Source organism: Halorarum salinum (genome assembly GCF_013402875.1).
Lineage (GTDB): Archaea > Halobacteriota > Halobacteria > Halobacteriales > Haloferacaceae > Halorarum > Halorarum salinum.
In genome coordinates, this window is record NZ_CP058579.1 from 1,749,079 (window position 1) to 1,765,679 (window position 16,601).

The 16,601-nt window shown below is 69.0% G+C and carries 15 protein-coding genes and 1 pseudogene; 9 read left to right on the forward strand and 7 right to left on the reverse strand.

The features are described from left to right. The first annotated feature begins 33 nt into the window (after nt 1-33). A complete protein-coding gene (locus HUG12_RS08415) occupies nt 34-417 on the forward strand; it encodes a VOC family protein (protein WP_179268335.1) in 384 nt (127 codons plus the stop codon). A gap of 137 nt (nt 418-554) precedes the next feature. Here the strand turns inward: HUG12_RS08415 and HUG12_RS08420 are convergent, their stop codons facing one another. After that, the gene (locus HUG12_RS08420) at nt 555-1,694 is read right to left on the reverse strand and encodes an acyl-CoA dehydrogenase family protein (protein ID WP_179268336.1); all 1,140 of its coding nucleotides are present in this window, start codon (nt 1,692-1,694) and stop codon (nt 555-557) included. A 172-nt stretch (nt 1,695-1,866) separates the two neighbouring features. Between HUG12_RS08420 and HUG12_RS08425 the strand changes: the two genes are divergently transcribed. The 5 genes from HUG12_RS08425 (at nt 1,867) to HUG12_RS08445 (ending at nt 6,899) form a co-directional block, all read left to right on the forward strand. Further along, the gene (locus HUG12_RS08425; protein ID WP_179268337.1) at nt 1,867-3,111 is read left to right on the forward strand and encodes a mandelate racemase/muconate lactonizing enzyme family protein; all 1,245 of its coding nucleotides are present in this window, start codon (nt 1,867-1,869) and stop codon (nt 3,109-3,111) included. Nucleotides 3,112-3,568: 457 nt separating this feature from the next. Continuing rightward, nucleotides 3,569-3,754, forward strand: coding sequence for a hypothetical protein (locus HUG12_RS08430; RefSeq protein WP_179268338.1), 186 nt, complete (start codon nt 3,569-3,571; stop codon nt 3,752-3,754). Between the two features lie 311 nt (nt 3,755-4,065). Continuing rightward, nucleotides 4,066-5,304, forward strand: coding sequence for a mandelate racemase/muconate lactonizing enzyme family protein (locus tag HUG12_RS08435; RefSeq protein ID WP_179268339.1), 1,239 nt, complete (start codon nt 4,066-4,068; stop codon nt 5,302-5,304). Nucleotides 5,305-5,472: 168 nt separating this feature from the next. Further along, nucleotides 5,473-5,829, forward strand: a complete 357-nt coding sequence (locus HUG12_RS08440) for a nuclear transport factor 2 family protein (protein WP_179268340.1) — start codon at nt 5,473-5,475, stop codon at nt 5,827-5,829. A 95-nt stretch (nt 5,830-5,924) separates the two neighbouring features. Next, nucleotides 5,925-6,899, forward strand: coding sequence for an acetamidase/formamidase family protein (locus HUG12_RS08445; RefSeq protein WP_179268341.1), 975 nt, complete (start codon nt 5,925-5,927; stop codon nt 6,897-6,899). A gap of 41 nt (nt 6,900-6,940) precedes the next feature. On the opposite strand, the gene HUG12_RS08450 is transcribed toward HUG12_RS08445, so the two are convergent. From HUG12_RS08450 to HUG12_RS08460, 3 genes are all read right to left on the reverse strand, one after another. Then, a complete protein-coding gene (locus HUG12_RS08450; RefSeq protein WP_179268342.1) occupies nt 6,941-7,471 on the reverse strand; it encodes an MOSC domain-containing protein in 531 nt (176 codons plus the stop codon). 194 nt (nt 7,472-7,665) lie between these two features. After that, nucleotides 7,666-7,821 (reverse strand): hypothetical protein, encoded by a 156-nt coding sequence (locus HUG12_RS08455; RefSeq protein WP_179268343.1) that lies wholly within the window; start codon nt 7,819-7,821, stop codon nt 7,666-7,668. Between the two features lie 150 nt (nt 7,822-7,971). Then, complete coding sequence (locus HUG12_RS08460; RefSeq protein ID WP_179268344.1) at nt 7,972-9,228, reverse strand: Glu/Leu/Phe/Val family dehydrogenase; 1,257 nt, start codon at nt 9,226-9,228, stop codon at nt 7,972-7,974. A gap of 264 nt (nt 9,229-9,492) precedes the next feature. On the opposite strand from HUG12_RS08460, the gene gdhB reads away from it, so the two are divergent. Then, the gene (gdhB, locus tag HUG12_RS08465) at nt 9,493-10,797 is read left to right on the forward strand and encodes a glutamate dehydrogenase GdhB (protein WP_179268345.1); all 1,305 of its coding nucleotides are present in this window, start codon (nt 9,493-9,495) and stop codon (nt 10,795-10,797) included. Between the two features lie 19 nt (nt 10,798-10,816). Here gdhB and HUG12_RS08470 read toward each other — a convergent pair whose 3' ends face one another. Both HUG12_RS08470 and HUG12_RS08475 read right to left on the reverse strand, forming a co-directional pair. Then, complete coding sequence (locus tag HUG12_RS08470) at nt 10,817-11,683, reverse strand: HpcH/HpaI aldolase/citrate lyase family protein (RefSeq protein ID WP_179268346.1); 867 nt, start codon at nt 11,681-11,683, stop codon at nt 10,817-10,819. A 592-nt stretch (nt 11,684-12,275) separates the two neighbouring features. Further along, nucleotides 12,276-12,635, reverse strand: a complete 360-nt coding sequence (locus HUG12_RS08475; RefSeq protein WP_246308161.1) for a UxaA family hydrolase — start codon at nt 12,633-12,635, stop codon at nt 12,276-12,278. Nucleotides 12,636-14,021: 1,386 nt separating this feature from the next. Between HUG12_RS08475 and HUG12_RS08480 the strand changes: the two are divergent. After that, a pseudogene (locus HUG12_RS08480) lies at nt 14,022-15,196 on the forward strand (enolase C-terminal domain-like protein). A 574-nt stretch (nt 15,197-15,770) separates the two neighbouring features. Here HUG12_RS08480 and HUG12_RS08485 read toward each other — a convergent pair. Continuing rightward, on the reverse strand, nt 15,771-15,944 hold the full coding sequence (locus tag HUG12_RS08485; RefSeq protein ID WP_179268348.1) for a hypothetical protein: 174 nt from the start codon (nt 15,942-15,944) through the stop codon (nt 15,771-15,773). 104 nt (nt 15,945-16,048) lie between these two features. On the opposite strand from HUG12_RS08485, the gene HUG12_RS08490 reads away from it, so the two are divergent. Then, entirely contained in the window at nt 16,049-16,558 is a 510-nt protein-coding gene (locus tag HUG12_RS08490; RefSeq protein ID WP_179268349.1) for a hypothetical protein, read from the forward strand. The last annotated feature ends 43 nt before the right edge of the window (nt 16,559-16,601 follow it).

The following is a 16,601-nucleotide window of genomic DNA, read 5'->3' on the forward strand; positions in this document are numbered from 1 at the left end:
AACGGATATATGACTGGGCGGGGACGGTCGCGCATGGACGTACTGCACGCGGCGCTGTGGGTCGACGACGTCGAGGCGATGGACGAGTTCTACACCGAGGGGCTCGGGCTGGAGTTCAGCCGCGAGTTCGAGGGATCCGACGGCGTGCGGAACTACTTCCTGACAGGCGAGAGCGACACGGAGATCCAGTTCAAGCACGACGAGGGGGTCGACCGGGAATCCGGCCCCTCCTCCGGGTTCGACCACGTGGCGATCGCCGTCGAGGACGTCGAGGACCGGGTCGACCGGCTCGTCGACGCGTTCGGATCCGAGGTGGTCCGCGGGCCGGACCTGCTCGCGGACAAGGGCATCGAGATCGCGTTCGTCACGGACCCGGAGGGGTACGTCGTGGAGCTCATCGAACGGCTGGAGGAGTGAGTTTCCGCGGCGGAGGTCGGCACGCGTGAGTTCGCGTGGTGGGCGCGAACTCCGGTTCGAGACGCCCGCCCGGCGCGCCGCCCCGTTCGAGGACAGCGCCGTCCCGTTCGAAGCACCCTCCCGCGTCCCCGCCGAAGCTATCGGTCCGAGACGGCGGGAACGCCGTCCTCCTTCAGCACCTTCGCGATGGTGTTCCGCTGGATCTCGTCGGTGCCCGCGGCGATCCGCCGCCCGCGCGTCAGCCGGTAGAGGTACTCGAGGGGATGTCCCTGCTGGTAGCCCCGGGCGCCGAACAGCTGCAACGCCTCGCTGATCACGCGCTCCGCGGTGGCCGAACAGTGCAGTTTCGCGACGGACGTCTGCAGCCGGTGGGGCGCGTCGCCGGTCCCCTCGGGGTCCGCGACCGCGCCGTACACGGTCGCGGCCGCCGTCTCGACCTGCCGGTACATCTCCGCGAGCTTCCACTCGACGCCCTGGAACTCCCCGATCGGCTGCCCGAACTGCTCGCGGTCTGCGGCGTGGTCCAGGGCGAGCTCCAGCCCGGCCGTCGCCCACGCCGTGGCGAGGATGGCGCTGCCCAGCCGCTCGTGGTTGAGCGAGACGAGCTGCTCCTTGAACGCCTGCTTGCCGCGCGTGAGGACGTGCGACTCGGGGACGACGACGTCGTCGATGGTGAAGTGGGTCTGGCTGTACCCCGCCATGTTCGTGTGCTCCGTCTCGACTTCGACGCCGGGATCGGTGAGATCGAGCACGATCGAGCCGAGCCCCTCGGGGAACCTCACCCAGGTGACGGCGACGTCGGAGAACGGGACGCCGCCGACCCAGGTCTTCTCGCCGGAACACCGCAGCTCCCCGTCCTCCTCGGTCACGCGGGTGGACATCGAGCCGACGTCGGAGCCGGCGTCCGGCTCGGAGATGGCGATCGCGACGTGCTCCTCGCCCGCAGTCACGCCCGGCAGGTACCGCTCCTTGACCGTCTCGGAGCCGAAGAGGTCGATCGCGCGCGGCCCGACCATGCCCTGGGTGTAGACGAACCACGCCGTGTCGGGGCACACCCGGCCGACCGCCTCCGTCAGCAGGAGCGACGCCAGGTCCCCCCTCCCTCCGCCGCCGTACGCGTCGGAGACGGACGGACAGAGGAGGTCGGCGTCGGCCAGCGCCCGCATGTTCCTCCACGGGAGATCTCCCTGCCAGGTGTACGCGTCCTCCGCGAACCCCGCCGCGACCGATTCGGCCCGCTCCGCGAACTCGCGCTGGTCCGGACTGAGCGTGTGCATACCACACCGACTGGCCCGACTCATATCAATCGAACGGGTGTGCGACGGGGCGCCCCGACGTGCCGACTCCGGGCGGTCGTGGCGCCGCTCGGGGTCGCCGATCCGCCCGTGCCCTGCCGCCCGAATCTACCGCAGCCGGTCGACTTATGTGGAAGCGACGTGGTGACCCCGTATGCGTATCACGGACGTCAGAGGGTTCGCCCTCTCATCGCCGATCGACCCGCCCCAGGACCGTCGCTTCCACGGGGGGACGCGCCGCCTGCTGAAACGGGACGTCGTGCTCGCCGTCGTGGACACCGCCGACGGCCAGCGCGGCGCCGCGACGGCCGGCGCGACGTCCTCCTCGATGCGGGAGTTCTTCGAGGACGACTCGCACGGCACGTTCGCCGACGTGCTCGAGAACGAGGTGGCCGACGCGCTCGAGGGCGAGGAGGTCGACGCGATGGCGGACGCCCACGGGTACATCGACGCGACCGATCTGCCCGCACGACTCAAGACGAAGGCAGTCTCGGCCGTCGACGTCGCACTCCACGACATCCGCGGCAAGGAACTCGGCGCACCGGTGTACGAGCTCCTCCTCGATGGGTACGAGGACCCGCCGGCGCCGACGAAGGACCTCCCGCTGTACGCCAGTTCGGGGATGTACATGGAGCCGGAGGGGTACGCCGAGCAGGCCGGCTACGTCGAGGAGGCCGGCTTCTTCGGCTACAAGTACCGCCCGGGGATCGGTCCCGAGCGCGACCGGCGGACGATCGACCTCGTGACCGAGGCCGTGACGGAGACCGAGGTGATGCTCGACGCGCACACCTGGTGGAAACTGGAGGACGCCTACGGCGCGGACGAGGTGGCGGAGATCGTCGCCTACGCCGACGAGCGGGGCGCCTACTGGGTCGAGGAGCCCGTCGCGCCCGACGACTACGACGGCTACCGCCGGCTGGCAGAGACCGGCGCAGCCCTCGCCGGCGGGGAGAGCGAGGCGGGCCCCGAGGGGCTGCTCGCGCTCGGCGAAACGGGCGCGGTCGACTTCCTCCAGGGGGACGTCCGCCACCACCGCGGCTTCACCGGCTGTCGGCGCGCCGTCGAGCTCTGCCGCGGCCGTCCCGTGGAGTTCGTCCCGCACAACTTCGGCACCTGGCTCGGGTTGCTGGCGAACGCGCACCTCGTGGCCGCCGCCCCGGAGGTCGAACTCGTCGAGTACCCGATCTTCGAGAACGACCCGCTCGTCGACGCGTCCGGCGACCCGGGGATGTACCCGTTCGACCTGGCGTTCGACCTCGTCGAGGGGCGACCCCCGGTCTCGGACGGCCGCCTCGCGGTGCCCGACGCACCGGGGCTCGGCATCGAGGTCGACCTCGACGTCGTCGACGAGTACCCCTTCACTGAGGGCGCCTGGACCGAGTTCCGCTACGACGAGTAGGGGCGACCGGGTCGAGGAGGGAGGTCGATTCACCCTCATATCCCCGTGCGCTGTGGCAGGGCTGTCTCGGTCGATCGACCGGCCCGACGACGTAGCCCGTGTGGAGGGTCACTCGGCCCGGGATGCCGACGGCGAGGGAGGCCACGTCCCTCAGAGGTCGACGCTGAAAAGACAGAAATACAGAATAGAAAAATACTTTTCATCTATCGACATGGACGTCTCGTTCCCCTCTCCATCCGCGTGTCGACTCGTGGAAGCACCCCGTCGTTCGACGGCAACGGCCTCGCGCGCGAGATCAACCCCGAAGCGTCGGACTGGCATCGACCGGAGCGACCGTTTCTGGCGTGTACGGTCACCGTCCCGAGCGCCCCCCGTGAACCGTCCCGGGCGGGTGTCACCCGAGTCGGCCGCGTGGACCGTGTTGGGCGCCGTACGGCGGGAGTTATACGATCGACCAGTGGCGCAGTTCGGAACCGGCGTCGTGGAACGGTCGGCGGACACTTCCTCGAGCGTCCGGCAGTTCGGCGAGTTCGTCCGGCGGAACGCCGGCGGACGAGAATCGGACGCTCCGGTCGGGGAGGACCTCGATCCCCTCCCCCGCGGACCCGATCGGTTCGACCTCGGGGCGATTCCCTCGACGTGAGGTCGAACCGTTCGAATCCACCGCCGGGACACGCACGTTCCGTTCGACTGATCACCGTGAATCCCATGGGCCTCTGGACGTACCGAGCATGCTCACCGCGACGAGAGAACTGGTTTACATATAATAAAAGTTACTAAAACTCAAAACAGACCGTTACGATATCATTGTGACTGGCCGAACGAGTTCGAGGATCGCGACCCCCCCACGTCCGCGCCGCGGCGACCATGTCGAACCCGGACGGTTCGCGCCGACCGGTCCGCCGTCGACTCCGAGTGCCGAAGGTTTACCTTCGATCGAGTAAACTCGACCCCATGGGCAGGAACTACGAGTCGCTCCACGATCCGAACGCGGAGTACACGATGCGGGAGCTCTCCGGGGAGACGATGGGCGTGCGGGCCAAGCGCGGCGGCGGCCGCGACATGGAGATCACGGACGTCCAGTGCACGATGGTGGACGGAAACTTCCCGTGGACGCTCGTGCGCGTCTACACGGACGCCGGCATCGTCGGAACCGGCGAGGCGTACTGGGGCGCCGGCGTCCCCGAGCTGATCGAACGCATGACGCCGTTCGTCGTCGGGGAGAACCCCCTCGACGTCGACCGGCTGTTCGAGTACCTGATACAGAAGATGTCGGGCGAGGGCTCCGTCGAGGGCGTCACCGTCACCGCGATCGCGGGCATCGAGATCGCGCTCCACGACCTGGCGGGCAAGATCCTCGAACTCCCCGCCTACCAGCTCCTCGGCGGCAAGTACCGCGACGAGGTACGCGTCTACTGCGACTGTCACACCGAGGAGGAAGCCGATCCCGGGGCGTGCGCCGACGAGGCCGAGCGCGTGGTCGAGGACCTCGGCTACGACGCGCTGAAGTTCGACCTCGACGTGCCCTCGGGCTTCGAGAAGGACCGCGCGAACCGGCACCTCCGGCCCGGCGAGATCCGCCACAAGGCAGAGATCGTCGAGCGGGTGACCGAGCGGGTGAAGGACCGCGCGGACGTCGCGTTCGACTGCCACTGGACGTTCTCGGCGAACTCGGCCCAGCGGCTCGCCGCGGCGATCGAGGAGTACGACGTCTGGTGGCTGGAGGACCCCGTCCCGCCCGAGAACCTCCAGGTGCAGGAGGAGGTCACCAAGTCCACCACGACGCCGATCACGGTCGGCGAGAACCGGTACCGCGTCACCGAGGAGCGCCGGCTGATCGAGAACGGCGCGGTGGACATCATCGCGCCCGACCTCCCGAAGGTCGGCGGGATGCGCGAGACGCGGAAGGTCGCCGACGTGGCGAACCAGTACTACGTCCCGGTGGCGATGCACAACGTCTCCTCGCCCGTGGCGACGATGGCCTCGGCGCAGGTCGGCGCGGCCATCCCCAACTCGCTGGCCGTCGAGTACCACAGCTACGAACTCGGCTGGTGGTCCGACCTCGTCGAGGAGACGGTCATCGAGGACGGTTCCATCGAGATCCCCGAGGAACCGGGACTGGGCGTGACGCTGGACCTCGATACGGTCGAGGAGCACATGATCGGCGGCGAGACCCTGTTCGACGAAGCGTAGCTCCGTCGGGTCGGTGACTTCTCGATCCGCCACCCTCGGCGGGTCGGGAACGGCGAGCGGATCGGAAGCGGCGAGCGTCCCGGTTCGCCCGCGAGGTCGCGAAACGGGGCCCCGCGATCGCCGACCGTGCCACCCTAGTTACTACGGCGAGCGCCACGTATCCCGACCATGGGTAGCTCCGAACCGGAATCGGTGGCCCGTCGGTACTACGACCTCGTCGACGCCGAGCGGTACGACGACCTGGTCTCGCTGTTCGCCGCGGACGTCCGATACGAACGGCCGGGACGGGACGCCATCGAGGGCCGAGACGGGCTTCGAGCGTTCTACGAGTCCGGCCGCCCGCTGGAGGACGGTCGCCACGAGATACACGACGTCGTCGTCGACGGCGCCACCGCGGCCGTTCGGGGGCGGTTCACCGGCCGACAGGGCGGCGAGGAGGTCGCGTTCGGCTTCGCCGACTTCCACGAGATCGAGGCCGGCGAGATCGCGCGCCGGTACACGTTCACCGACCGCGACGAGGTGTAGCGGCTGTCGGTGCGTCCGGTGCACCGTCGCGGTGTCCCCGCGCTCGGGGCGCCGTGCGGAGTCGATTTTATCCCGTTAGAATGGGTACAGGTACCATGGAACACGATCCCGGAGGGGAGCGATACACGGTCGACCACCGCCTCTCGGACGCGGACCACAACATCCACAGCAAGTGGGACGGCTCGCTCGACCCGGTCCTCACTGTCGAACCCGGCGAGATCGTGCGGTTCGAGTGTCGCGACGCCGTCGACCGCCAGGTGGACGTGGAGACGACCGCCGAGGAGGTGACGGACGTTTCGTTCGACCCGGTCCACCCGCTCACAGGGCCGGTGTACGTCGAGGGCGCCGAACCCGGCGACGTCCTCGAGGTGGAACTGCTCGACCTCCAGCACAAGGGCTGGGGGTACAACCTCTACTTCCCCGGCGAGATGGGGCTGGGCCTGCTCCCGGAGGACTTCGACGACCCGGGCATCCACGTCTGGGACCTCGAGGGCGACGTCGGGGCGTTCGTGAACGGCATCGAGGTGCCGCTCGACCCGTTCCCGGGCGTCATCGGCAACGCGCCCGGCGAGGCCGGAGAGCACGACACGCTCCCGCCGCGTGACGTCGGCGGCAACATGGACGTCAAGCACATGACCGCCGGCTCGACCGTCTACCTCCCGGTGGAGGTCGAGGGCGCGCTGTTCTCGACGGGCGACTGCCACGCGGCGCAGGGCGACGGCGAGGTGTGTGTCACCGGCGTCGAGGCGCCGATGTTCGTCACCGCGAGGTTCTCGGTCCGGAAGGAGATGGACGTCGAACAGCCCCAGCTCCACACGCAAGGGCCGTTCACCCCGACCGGCGTCGACGAGCCGACGTACGCCACGACCGGCATCGATCCGGACCTCATGGAGGCGACGAGGAAGGCGACCCGGCACATGATCGATCACCTCCACGGGAACCGGGGGCTGACGCGGGGCGAGGCGTACCTCCTCTGTTCGGCCGCGATGGATCTGAAGGTGAGCGAGGTCGTGGACGCGCCGAACTGGACCGTGACCGCCTACGTCGCGGACAGCCTCTTCCCCGAGTAGGGTCCGTCCCGCCATCCCGGATCGAGGTCGCGCCCGGCCAGCTAGCCGCCGCCGTCGCCCCGAAGCCGGTCCGCGATCCGCTTCCCGACGCTCCGGGCGTCCCCCTCCACGACCGCGAGTTCGTCGCCCACCGCGACGGTGCCCGGTTCGACCACGTCCGCACAGACGCCGCCGCGACGCTCCTTCAGCGCCCGGGCGACACCTTCCTCCCCCGCGACCTGCTCCACGTGCGCGCAGGGCGGGCGGGGACGGGTCCCCCGGAACGTCGCCCCGCCGACGCGGAACGTCGCGCCGAGCAGGTCGTGGAGTCCGTCCGTGCCGACGCCGCGGAGGACGACGTTCCGCCGGTGGCGCCCGTCCGTGAGGTCGATGCCGAACGACTCGCGGATCTCTTCGATCGCCTCGGCCGCGACGAAGGTGACCTGGCAGACGTCGAACGGGGAGTAGAAGCCGGTGCCCAGCAGGTAGCGGTCGCCCTTGATGCCGCCCTCGACGCACTCGATCCGGTCGTGGCTCTCCATCGGGGCCGAATCCTCGGGGGCGGTGAACAGCGCCTCGACGCGGACGTTCATGGCTACCGGTTGGGCACGAGCGTGGATAGCTCTTGGTGGGGGAGCCACGACGGCGGTCGGGATCGCCAGCTACGCCGACGGCGAAGCGGGGGCGCTTTGCCGACGGCTCCCGCCATCCGTTCCCGTCGTCCGCCTTCCGACGCGACCGCTTTCGAGGGAATCGCCCTCGGGGTCCGAATCGCGCTTCGGGGCGGTCAGAAGGAGCCGTGGAGGCCTGACTCGAACCGGTCGACGCAGTCACGGCAGAACTGCGGGTCGCGTGCGGGCCGTATCCCGTACAGTTCGGTCAACGACGTGGCCTCCGCCTCGTCGACCACGGCGTCACAGCCGGAACACTCCACGCTGGTCATGGTTCGGACGACTCGGCCCTCGATACTAAACCCTGGCCCGCATCCGGTCCCTGGCCCGCATCCGGTCCCTGGCCCGCATCCGGTCTCGGAACTACGGCCGCCGCCCCACGACCCGTCGGCCGGGAAGGGTCGGGTTCGGATGGACCCCGACTACGGCCAGTTCCCGCTGTCCTCGTAGGCGTCCATCACGCGGCGGATTCCCACGACGTACGCGGCGGTCCTGAAGTTCGGCAGGTCCATCGACTCGTACGCCTCCACCAGGTTCTCGAACGCGGGGACGATCACCGCCTCCAGTTCCTCGTTCACCCGCTCCTCGCTCCAGTAGAAGCGCTGGCGGTTCTGCACCCACTCGAAGTAGGAGACGGTGACGCCGCCCGCGTTCGCGAGGATGTCGGGGAGGACGTACACGTCCCGGCTCGCGAGCACCTCGTCGGCCTCCGGCGTGAGGGGGCCGTTCGCCGCCTCGACGACGACGTCCGCCCGGACCTCGCGCGCCAGGTCCCCGTCGATCGCGTTCTCCAGCGCGGCGGGGACGAGCAGATCGACGTCCAGCGTGAGCAGGTCCTCGTTCGAGAGCTTCTCCTCGGCGCGGGCGTAGCCCGACACCGATCCCGTCTCGTTCTTGTGCTCCTTGACGGCGCGGGTGTCCAGCCCGGACTCCCGGCGGATCGCTCCCGAGGAGTCGGAGACGGCGACGACGTCGGCGCCCAGATCCTCCAGCAGGTAGGCGGCGACGTGGCCCGCGTTCCCGTACCCCTGCACGGCGACGGTCGCCCCGGCCATCTCCTTCCCGAGGTAGTCGAACGCCTCGCGCGCCACGAGCATCGTGGAGCGGCCGGTCGCCTCGACGCGCCCCTCGCTCCCCCCGGAGTCGAGCGACTTGCCGGTGACGACGCCGGGCGCCGTCCCCCCGACCAGCGTCTCGTAGGTGTCCTTGATCCAGTTCATCTCCCGCTGGCCGGTGTTCACGTCCGGCGCGGGGACGTCCACGTCCTCGCCGATGAACGGCCGGAGCTCCGCCGCGAACGCGCGCGTGATGCGCTCGAGTTCGTCCGTCGAGTGTTCCGCGGGGTCGATGACGATGCCGCCCTTCGCGCCCCCGTAGGGAACGTCGACGACGGCGCACTTGTACGCCATCCACCCGGAGAGCGCCTTCACCTCGTCTCGGCTGACGCCGGGGTGGTAGCGGATCCCGCCCTTGTACGGCCCCCGGTCGCCGTTGAACTGGGAGCGAAACGCGGTGAAGCGCCCGATCGAACCGTCGTCGAGGTCGACCGAGAGGTTCAGTTCGACCACCCGCTGGGGGTGTTTGAGCCGTTCGAGGGCGTCGTCGTCGACCTCGAGGTACGACGCGGCGTCGTCCACCTGCGACTGCAGGCTCTCGAATGGGTTTGCCTCGCCTTCCATGGACGTGGATTCAGACCTATGGGGGTTAGCATTGTCGGCGGTCGCCAATTTCGACAGCATCGGTACCGCCCGAACCGGTTCCGTCCGCGTCGGCACGACCGCATCGGTCGACCGTCGCGCCGGGACGGGACCGGACGGAACTGGACGGAGAAAATAATAGTGTGTTTAATGACCTTAGTGAAGACTGTATCATCAATATTTTATTCCGGAACGGCGGATCACCGATAACGGGGCCGTACGGACCGCGCCCCCACGTACGTCACCATGTCAACCGGAACAGCGGACACGACGGAGACGCAGGCGGACCCGAGCGACGCGGAGGAACCGGAGAGCGCCCTCGAGACGGCGCGCCGCCAGCTCGAGCACGCGGCCGCGCATCTCGACGTCGACCCCGGCGTCATCGAGCGCCTCAAGCACCCGACGACGGTCCACCGCGTCGCGGTCCCGCTGGAGCACGACGACGGCTCGGTGAACGTGTACACCGGCTACCGGGCCCAGCACGACGACGTCCGCGGGCCGTACAAGGGCGGGCTCCGCTACCACCCCCACGTGAGCGAGGAGGAGTGTGTGGGCCTCTCGATGTGGATGACCTGGAAGTGCGCCGTGATGGACCTCCCGTTCGGCGGGGGGAAGGGCGGCGTCGTCGTCGACCCGCGCGAACTCTCCGACGGGGAGCGGGAACGGCTCACGCGCCGGTTCGCCGAGGAGCTGCGGAAGTTCGTCGGCCCGAAGAAGGACATCCCTGCGCCCGACATGGGCACCGACTCCCAGACGATGGCCTGGTTCATGGACGCCTATAGCATGCAGGAGGGCGAGACCATCCCCGGCGTCGTCACGGGCAAGCCGCCGGTGGTGGGCGGGTCGGAGGGGCGCGAGGAGGCGCCCGGTCGCAGCGTCGCGCTCATCACACGCGAGGCCGCCGACTACTACGACCGCGACCTCGACGGCCTCACGGTCGCCGTGCAGGGCTACGGCTCGGTCGGCGCGAACGCCGCCCGCCTGCTCGACGACTGGGGCGCGAACGTCGTCGCCGTCTCCGACACCGGCGGCGCCGTCCACGACCCGGCGGGGCTCGACACCCACGCCGTCCCCTCCTTCTCCGAGGAGCAGAACGCCGTCACGAACCACGACGCCCCCGAGACGCTCGAGGACGGGAACGACATCCTCGAACTCGACGTCGACGTGCTGATCCCCGCGGCCGTCGGCAACGTCATCACCACGGAGAACGCGGCCGACGTCGAGGCGGACCTGGTCGTCGAGGGGGCGAACGGGCCGACGACGTTCGCGGCCGACGCCATCCTGGCCGAGCGCGGCGTCGAGGTCATCCCCGACATCCTGGCCAACGCCGGCGGGGTGACCGTCAGCTACTTCGAGTGGCTCCAGGACATCAACCGCCGGACCTGGTCGCTCGAACGGGTGAACGACGAGCTCGAATCGGAGATGCTCTCCGCCTGGGACGACGTCCGCGCCGAGGTCGAGGAGCGCGACGTGACGTGGCGCGACGCCGCCTACATCGTCGCGCTCCGGCGCATCGCGGAGGCGAAGAGCGTCCGCGGGCTCTGGCCGTAGGCAGTCTCCGGCTCCCCGCTCAGTTCTCGTCCCCGCCGTCCCGCTCGACCGCGAGCCGGGCGTACTCGCGGATCCGCTCCGCGCGCGCGATCAGCGGTGCGTCGATCATCTCGCCGTCCACCTCGAAGACGCCGCGGTCCTCGGCGGCGGCCTCCTCGCGGGCGGACAGGACCGTCTCGGCCCACTCCCGCTCCGACTCGTCCGGGGTGAACGCCCCGTTGACGACCGGCACCTGCGCGGGGTGGATGGCCATCTTCCCGTCGTAGCCCAGCCCCCTCGCGAACCGGGTCTCCTCGCGGAGCCCCGCCGCGTCCTCGAACTCCGTGTACACCGTGTCGATCGCGTCGACGCCGGCGGCGGCGGCCGCGACGACGACCTTCTCGCGGGCGTACAGCACCTCGGTCCCCTCCCGGGTGCGCGTCGCGCCGAGGTCGGCCGAGAGGTCCTCCGCGCCGAACAGGAGGGCGTCGGTCGCCCCCGCGTCCGCGATCGCCGCGGCGTTCAGAACGCCCCGCGCGGTCTCCACCAGCGCGAGCACGGGAACGCGACAGTCGTGTTCCCGGAGCTGATTCTCGAGGTGGTCGACCCGGTCGGCGGACCCGGCCTTCGGGAGCATCACGGCGTCGAAGTTCCCCGGCCCCTCGTCGGCCAGCGCCTCCAGGTCACGGTACGTGTCGGCGCCGGTGACGCGGACGCACACCTCGGCGTCGGGGTCGAACGTCGGGTCCGCCAGGACGTCGCGGACGGCCGCCCGCGCCTCCGCCTTCCGGGCGGGAGCGACGGCGTCCTCGAGGTCGAAGACGATCGTGTCCGCGCCCGCGCCGGGTGCCTTCCGCATGAGCGCCGGGCGGTCGCCCGGCGAGAAGAGGACGCTGCGTCTGACCATGTTTCGGGTTCGCGCGGTCGGGGTTTCAATCCCATCGACTCCGGTCGCCCGAGTCGATCGCTGTCGATCCACGAGAAGTGCACGAGTCGCCTTCCGCATCGTACCCACGGGACGGGGTCCGTGCCGAGGTGATCCGATGGATCGAAAGATACGTTAGATGACTGTTAACCCGAAAGCACAGTAGAATGGAATAATCGGAACTGCGATGGGTCCCGGCGGTGTTCACTCGGGAATCACGTTTTCGGTGATGAAACGCCACGTTCTCGGATCGGAGCCTACGAGGTGCAGATCGGGGAACGGTTCGTCCGAAACGCTCGGAAACGCCCTGGTACTGCGGGATTTTCCCACGTATATCGCTGCTTCGAACTATTTTACGGGTCGCGGGACAAATACTGTGCAGTCCAGTTCGACACACCCGGCCGTCCGTCGGAATGTAAATGAGATAAACATATATGAATTACAGTTAGTATCGAGAACGAACGGTTTTTCGACAGACTCCGTCCCCCGGAGCCACCGAACAGGGATTCCAGTCGCCGTTCGGTTCCCGGTCGTGAACCCGACGCGAAATGTCGGCCGGAATGCAGGCCAGCCGTTACGTCGACGGCCCGACGCGAGTGATCGCGAAGTCGCTCAAGCCGTGGCGCTCCGCGCAGGACTGGCCGCCGCACGGGACCCGAACGACGTACTCGAGTAACTCCGACGCCGACGTGGCCGTCGCGTCGACGTCCATGTCGGTCTCGAGCGCCTCGTGGGTCGCCCCGTTGCCAGTGACCTTCACGACGGGTGCGACCGGGTGGCCCGTGGGAACGCCTTCGTCGGTGACGTGGACGATCACTTGAGCACCCGCTGCCGCGAGCGCGGTCGCCGCCTCGGCGAACTGTGAGTGGGCGTCGACCACCGCGAGTCCGGATTCGTGCGTCGCCGTTTCGCCGTACTCGACGACGTCCCGCACCGGCTGATCACCCCATGCTCGCGTCCCTTCCGCGAAGGAGCGTTCGCCGGCCATCCGGCGAACGCTCGTCTCCTTGGCCGGAACCCCCGTGGCGGGCTAGCAGGTCCTCGACCTTCCCCTGGCCTCGTCGCTCCCGGCAGCCACGCGCGTGTGACTGCCGGGATGCACGTTCAGACGTCCCGTTCCGGCGGCGACCTGCGACCCGCGTTCTGCGGGACGGAACCCGTGATGGAGGCCGGAGAGGACTGAGCCGCGGACGGATCGTCGGGATCGCTCCCCGTCGCAGACCCCGTTCGCGCAGACCGCCCGAATCCCTCGGGAGTCGGATCGCCGTGTCGAGGCTCGCGGTGCTGTGCTGAGAGGGCGGGTCAGCCGGCACGCGTCGCACTGCGCGCCGGCGTCGGTCGCCTGCTCGGGGCTGGGTTCCGGCCCCCTTCCTGATTCCGTGCGACGATCGCCGCCGACGGTCCCGACGAATCGGGATCCCCGGGGAACCGACGGCGTTCGGACGGCGGACCCCGGTCGCCGTCCCGAGGGGGGTTCGAAGACGGGGCCGTCGAACGGCGGTCGGATTTCGCCCCTCCCAGAGTGCGTGCGACGACGTCGCACGCGGCTTCCGATCCGTCTCCCCTGGCGCGTCCCGATCGTTGATGCGTACGCACGACCCGGAAAGGGGGACGACCGTCGAGGAAATCCCCGAGATCGGGACACGGTCCGCCCCCGGAAACCGTCGGACGACGGAACGGGTCGACGTGGTCCGACATGACGGAGCGTTCGAGAGGAGTGAACGCCCATTCAGCCGACGTGCGGTTCCCGAACCCCCGTTCTATTCGATTCACGAAAGTAAAGTTGATGATCACGAAAGGAAGGGCCGGATCGAGCCAACATCCGTCCGTGGAACCGTCACCACGAAACGACGGACGAGTAGTCGGTTAGACGACGTCTCTCGGCGACAGCGGGAAGGGATTCACGTCGAGACGGCCGTTTTCCTCCAAAATCCCCGGGACGGCGTCCGGACGCCGTCCCGGCGCAACGTCGGTAGAACGTCATTACAGACGCACCGGCGTAAGACGAGGGGTTCCTTTGCCGTCAGACGGGATCCCCCCGGCTTCGTGCGACGTTATCACACAGTCGTACGGCATAAAAGGAATCGTCGGCCGACCGGCCGACATCCCGCCTCGGACCGGCGCGGACGGACGGCGGGGGGCAGCGTCGGGTCGTCGGGGAGGGACGTCCCGAGGACACCCGTCGGACGAACCGGATCTCGTGGACCGTCCCGGTCCAACCGTTCGACGCCCGGCGGCCGAGTCCGTTCGGTGAGCCTCGCCACGGGCACGCACCCGGCGCGTACCAGCGTTTAATACGGCTCACCCTGACGGCGGAGTCATGGGATCTGCGATCGCCCCCATCGAGAGCACCGAGTTCCGGTACCCGATCGAGGACGTGGGGACGGACGGGAACGGGTTCAACCTGATGTACGATCCGGGGAGACGACCGAGCGGAAGTCGTTCGCGCTGAGGGTCCACACCGACGAGGGGGTGACGGGCGAGTACGTCGGCGGGAACTCCCCCGCGGCCGCCCAGATCAACACGGTCGCGAACTACCTCGTGGGTAGGGACCCGCTTCGCCGGGAGCGCCACTGGAGCAACATCAACCGGGCGCTGCGCAAGTACGACCGGATGGGCATCGGCCCGGTCGACATCGCGCTGTGGGACCTCGCGGGCAAGTACTACGACGCGCCCGTCCACGAGCTCCTGGGCACCTACCGGGATCGGCTCCCCGCCTACGCCTCGACGTACGGCGGCGACCGAAACGGCGGGCTGGACTCGCCGGACGCGTTCGCCGACTTCGCCGAGGACTGTCTCGACATGGGGTACCGGGGCTTCAAGATCCACGTCTGGGGCGGGAGCGACGGCGCAAGGGACGTGAACCGCGAGGCGGAGACCGTGCGGGCCGTCGGCGAGCGCGTCGGCGCCGAGATGGACCTGATGGTCGACCCCGCCTGCGAGCCGGAGACGTTCGCGGACGCGCTGAAGATCGGCCGCGCCTGCGACGAGTACGACTACCTCTGGCTCGAGGACCCGTATCGGGACGCCGGCATCTCCCAACACGGGCACGCGAAACTCCGCGAACTCGTCGACACTCCCCTGCTTCGGACGGAACACGTCCGGGGACTCGAACCGCACACTGACTTCGTGGCGAACGGCGCGACCGACTTCCTCCGCGCGGACCCGGAGTATGACGCCGGCATCACGGGCGCGCTGAAACGCGCCAAAGTGGCCGAGGGGTTCGGGCTGGACGTGGAGTTCCACGCTCCGGGTCCGGCCCAGCGGCAGTGCATCGCCGCCATCCGCAACACCAACTACTACGAAATGGCACTCGTCCACCCGGAGGCGCAGAACACCCAGCCGCCGGTGTACCGGGGCGACTACTCCGACATGTTCGACGCGATCGACACGGACGGGACGGTTCCAGTCCCGGACGGCCCCGGCCTCGGCGTCGAGTACGACTGGGACTACATCGGGACGAACGCCACTGGCAGCGTCCACGTCTACGAGTAACCGCCACCTCGTCCGGGAGGGTGCCGTCGTTCTCGCGCGAGTTCCGCGGTCGTGGCGTCGCCGCTCGAGCATCCACTGCCGGTCGTCGTCGCGGCCACCGGCCGTTCCCCGGAACTGAACGACGTCAGCGGCGTGAGAACGTCTCCCTCCGGGGCGCGTTCCCCGCCCGAAGACACGTCGAACCCGTTCACCCAGGTTTCGGCGTGATTCGACGTGCCCCATCGTCGAACGAAGCGACCTGCGTTCCTGCGTGGCCGATTCGGGGCCGATGGACCGTCGGGCGCGGGAATCGTGGTCGCGTCCCGTCGCCGGTCGACGAACCGACATCGTTACGAGCATATGATTGTAATCCCAGGCGGGACGTCCGTCCCGCGTCACCCTCGCACCGTCACCCGCTGTGATCCCGGGAATCGCCGGAGACGGTGTGCCATGATATCAAACCGCACAGGAATGAAGATTCGACAACTCAAACGCTGTGACACTTCACTACCGTGGAATAACCAGTGAAATACCGTAGCTTCGTATCGATTCCCTCTCTGCGGGCGAACGGGCGCCGCTTTTCGAACGTTCGTCACTACGGTACGACTGTCGCCGTTCCCCCGTCGAGCGCCGTTACGAGGCCACCCTCGACGGCGCGGCCGCCGCGCGTGAGATCGACGAACGGCGCCGTCTCCTTCACCCGGCCGAAGGCGTCCGCGTCGAACGTCCGTAATCGTGGACGTTCGCGGTCGTCCTCCGGTGGTTCCACCGTCGCGCCCCCGTCTCTCCAGCTTACGGCATCAGGCCACGTTCCAGCGCGAGGTCAGCACAGGCGTGTGGTCCGACACCTCGTCCTCGCCGTAGCGGGGGACGTTGGCGACGGCATTGCTCGCGGACGCCGAGCGTCCAGTCGCCCACGTCGGCGGGGGCGCACGGCGCTCGCCGGGCGGGGTCGAGGCGGTCCGCGGCCTCGGCGACGACCTCGATGCACCCGTGGCCGTCCCGTACAAGGGGAGGGCGTCTTCCCGAGGACGATCCCCGATTCCTGGGCGTCACGGGGTCACACTTCCCCCAGCTGGGAGGCGCGTCCTCGACCGGGCGGACGTCGTGCTCGCGCTCGGGACGTGCTTCGACGGGATCACGACGGCCGACTGGTCCCTCCCCATGGGCGACCGATTGATCCACGTCACGCTCGACCCCGAATCCGTCGACGTCGCCTACGAGGCCGACGACGCCGCCGTGCCTGACCTCGATCATCTCGCCTTCGAGCGTCTCGCGGAGCGGACGTTCGCGCTGGCCGGCGGCGTCACGAGGCCCCTCCGGATGGACGGCCACGGGAAGTCGCTCTCCTTCGTCGTCTTGGGTATCGGCCTCGACCCATAGCCGGTCGCTCGGTTCGTCCGGTCTCCGGCCTCGATGGTCGAGC

Coding starts and splice junctions, on each gene's coding strand:
- HUG12_RS08415 (WP_179268335.1), top strand. CDS start 34: ATGGACGTACTGCACGCGGCGCTGTGGGTCGACGACGTCGAGGCGATG.
- HUG12_RS08435 (WP_179268339.1), top strand. CDS start 4,066: ATGGGCAGGAACTACGAGTCGCTCCACGATCCGAACGCGGAGTACACG.
- HUG12_RS08425 (WP_179268337.1), top strand. CDS start 1,867: ATGCGTATCACGGACGTCAGAGGGTTCGCCCTCTCATCGCCGATCGAC.
- HUG12_RS08440 (WP_179268340.1), top strand. CDS start 5,473: ATGGGTAGCTCCGAACCGGAATCGGTGGCCCGTCGGTACTACGACCTC.
- HUG12_RS08420 (WP_179268336.1), bottom strand. CDS start 1,694: ATGCACACGCTCAGTCCGGACCAGCGCGAGTTCGCGGAGCGGGCCGAA.
- gdhB (WP_179268345.1), top strand. CDS start 9,493: ATGTCAACCGGAACAGCGGACACGACGGAGACGCAGGCGGACCCGAGC.
- HUG12_RS08470 (WP_179268346.1), bottom strand. CDS start 11,683: ATGGTCAGACGCAGCGTCCTCTTCTCGCCGGGCGACCGCCCGGCGCTC.
- HUG12_RS08445 (WP_179268341.1), top strand. CDS start 5,925: ATGGAACACGATCCCGGAGGGGAGCGATACACGGTCGACCACCGCCTC.
- HUG12_RS08460 (WP_179268344.1), bottom strand. CDS start 9,228: ATGGAAGGCGAGGCAAACCCATTCGAGAGCCTGCAGTCGCAGGTGGAC.
- HUG12_RS08455 (WP_179268343.1), bottom strand. CDS start 7,821: ATGACCAGCGTGGAGTGTTCCGGCTGTGACGCCGTGGTCGACGAGGCG.
- HUG12_RS08450 (WP_179268342.1), bottom strand. CDS start 7,471: ATGAACGTCCGCGTCGAGGCGCTGTTCACCGCCCCCGAGGATTCGGCC.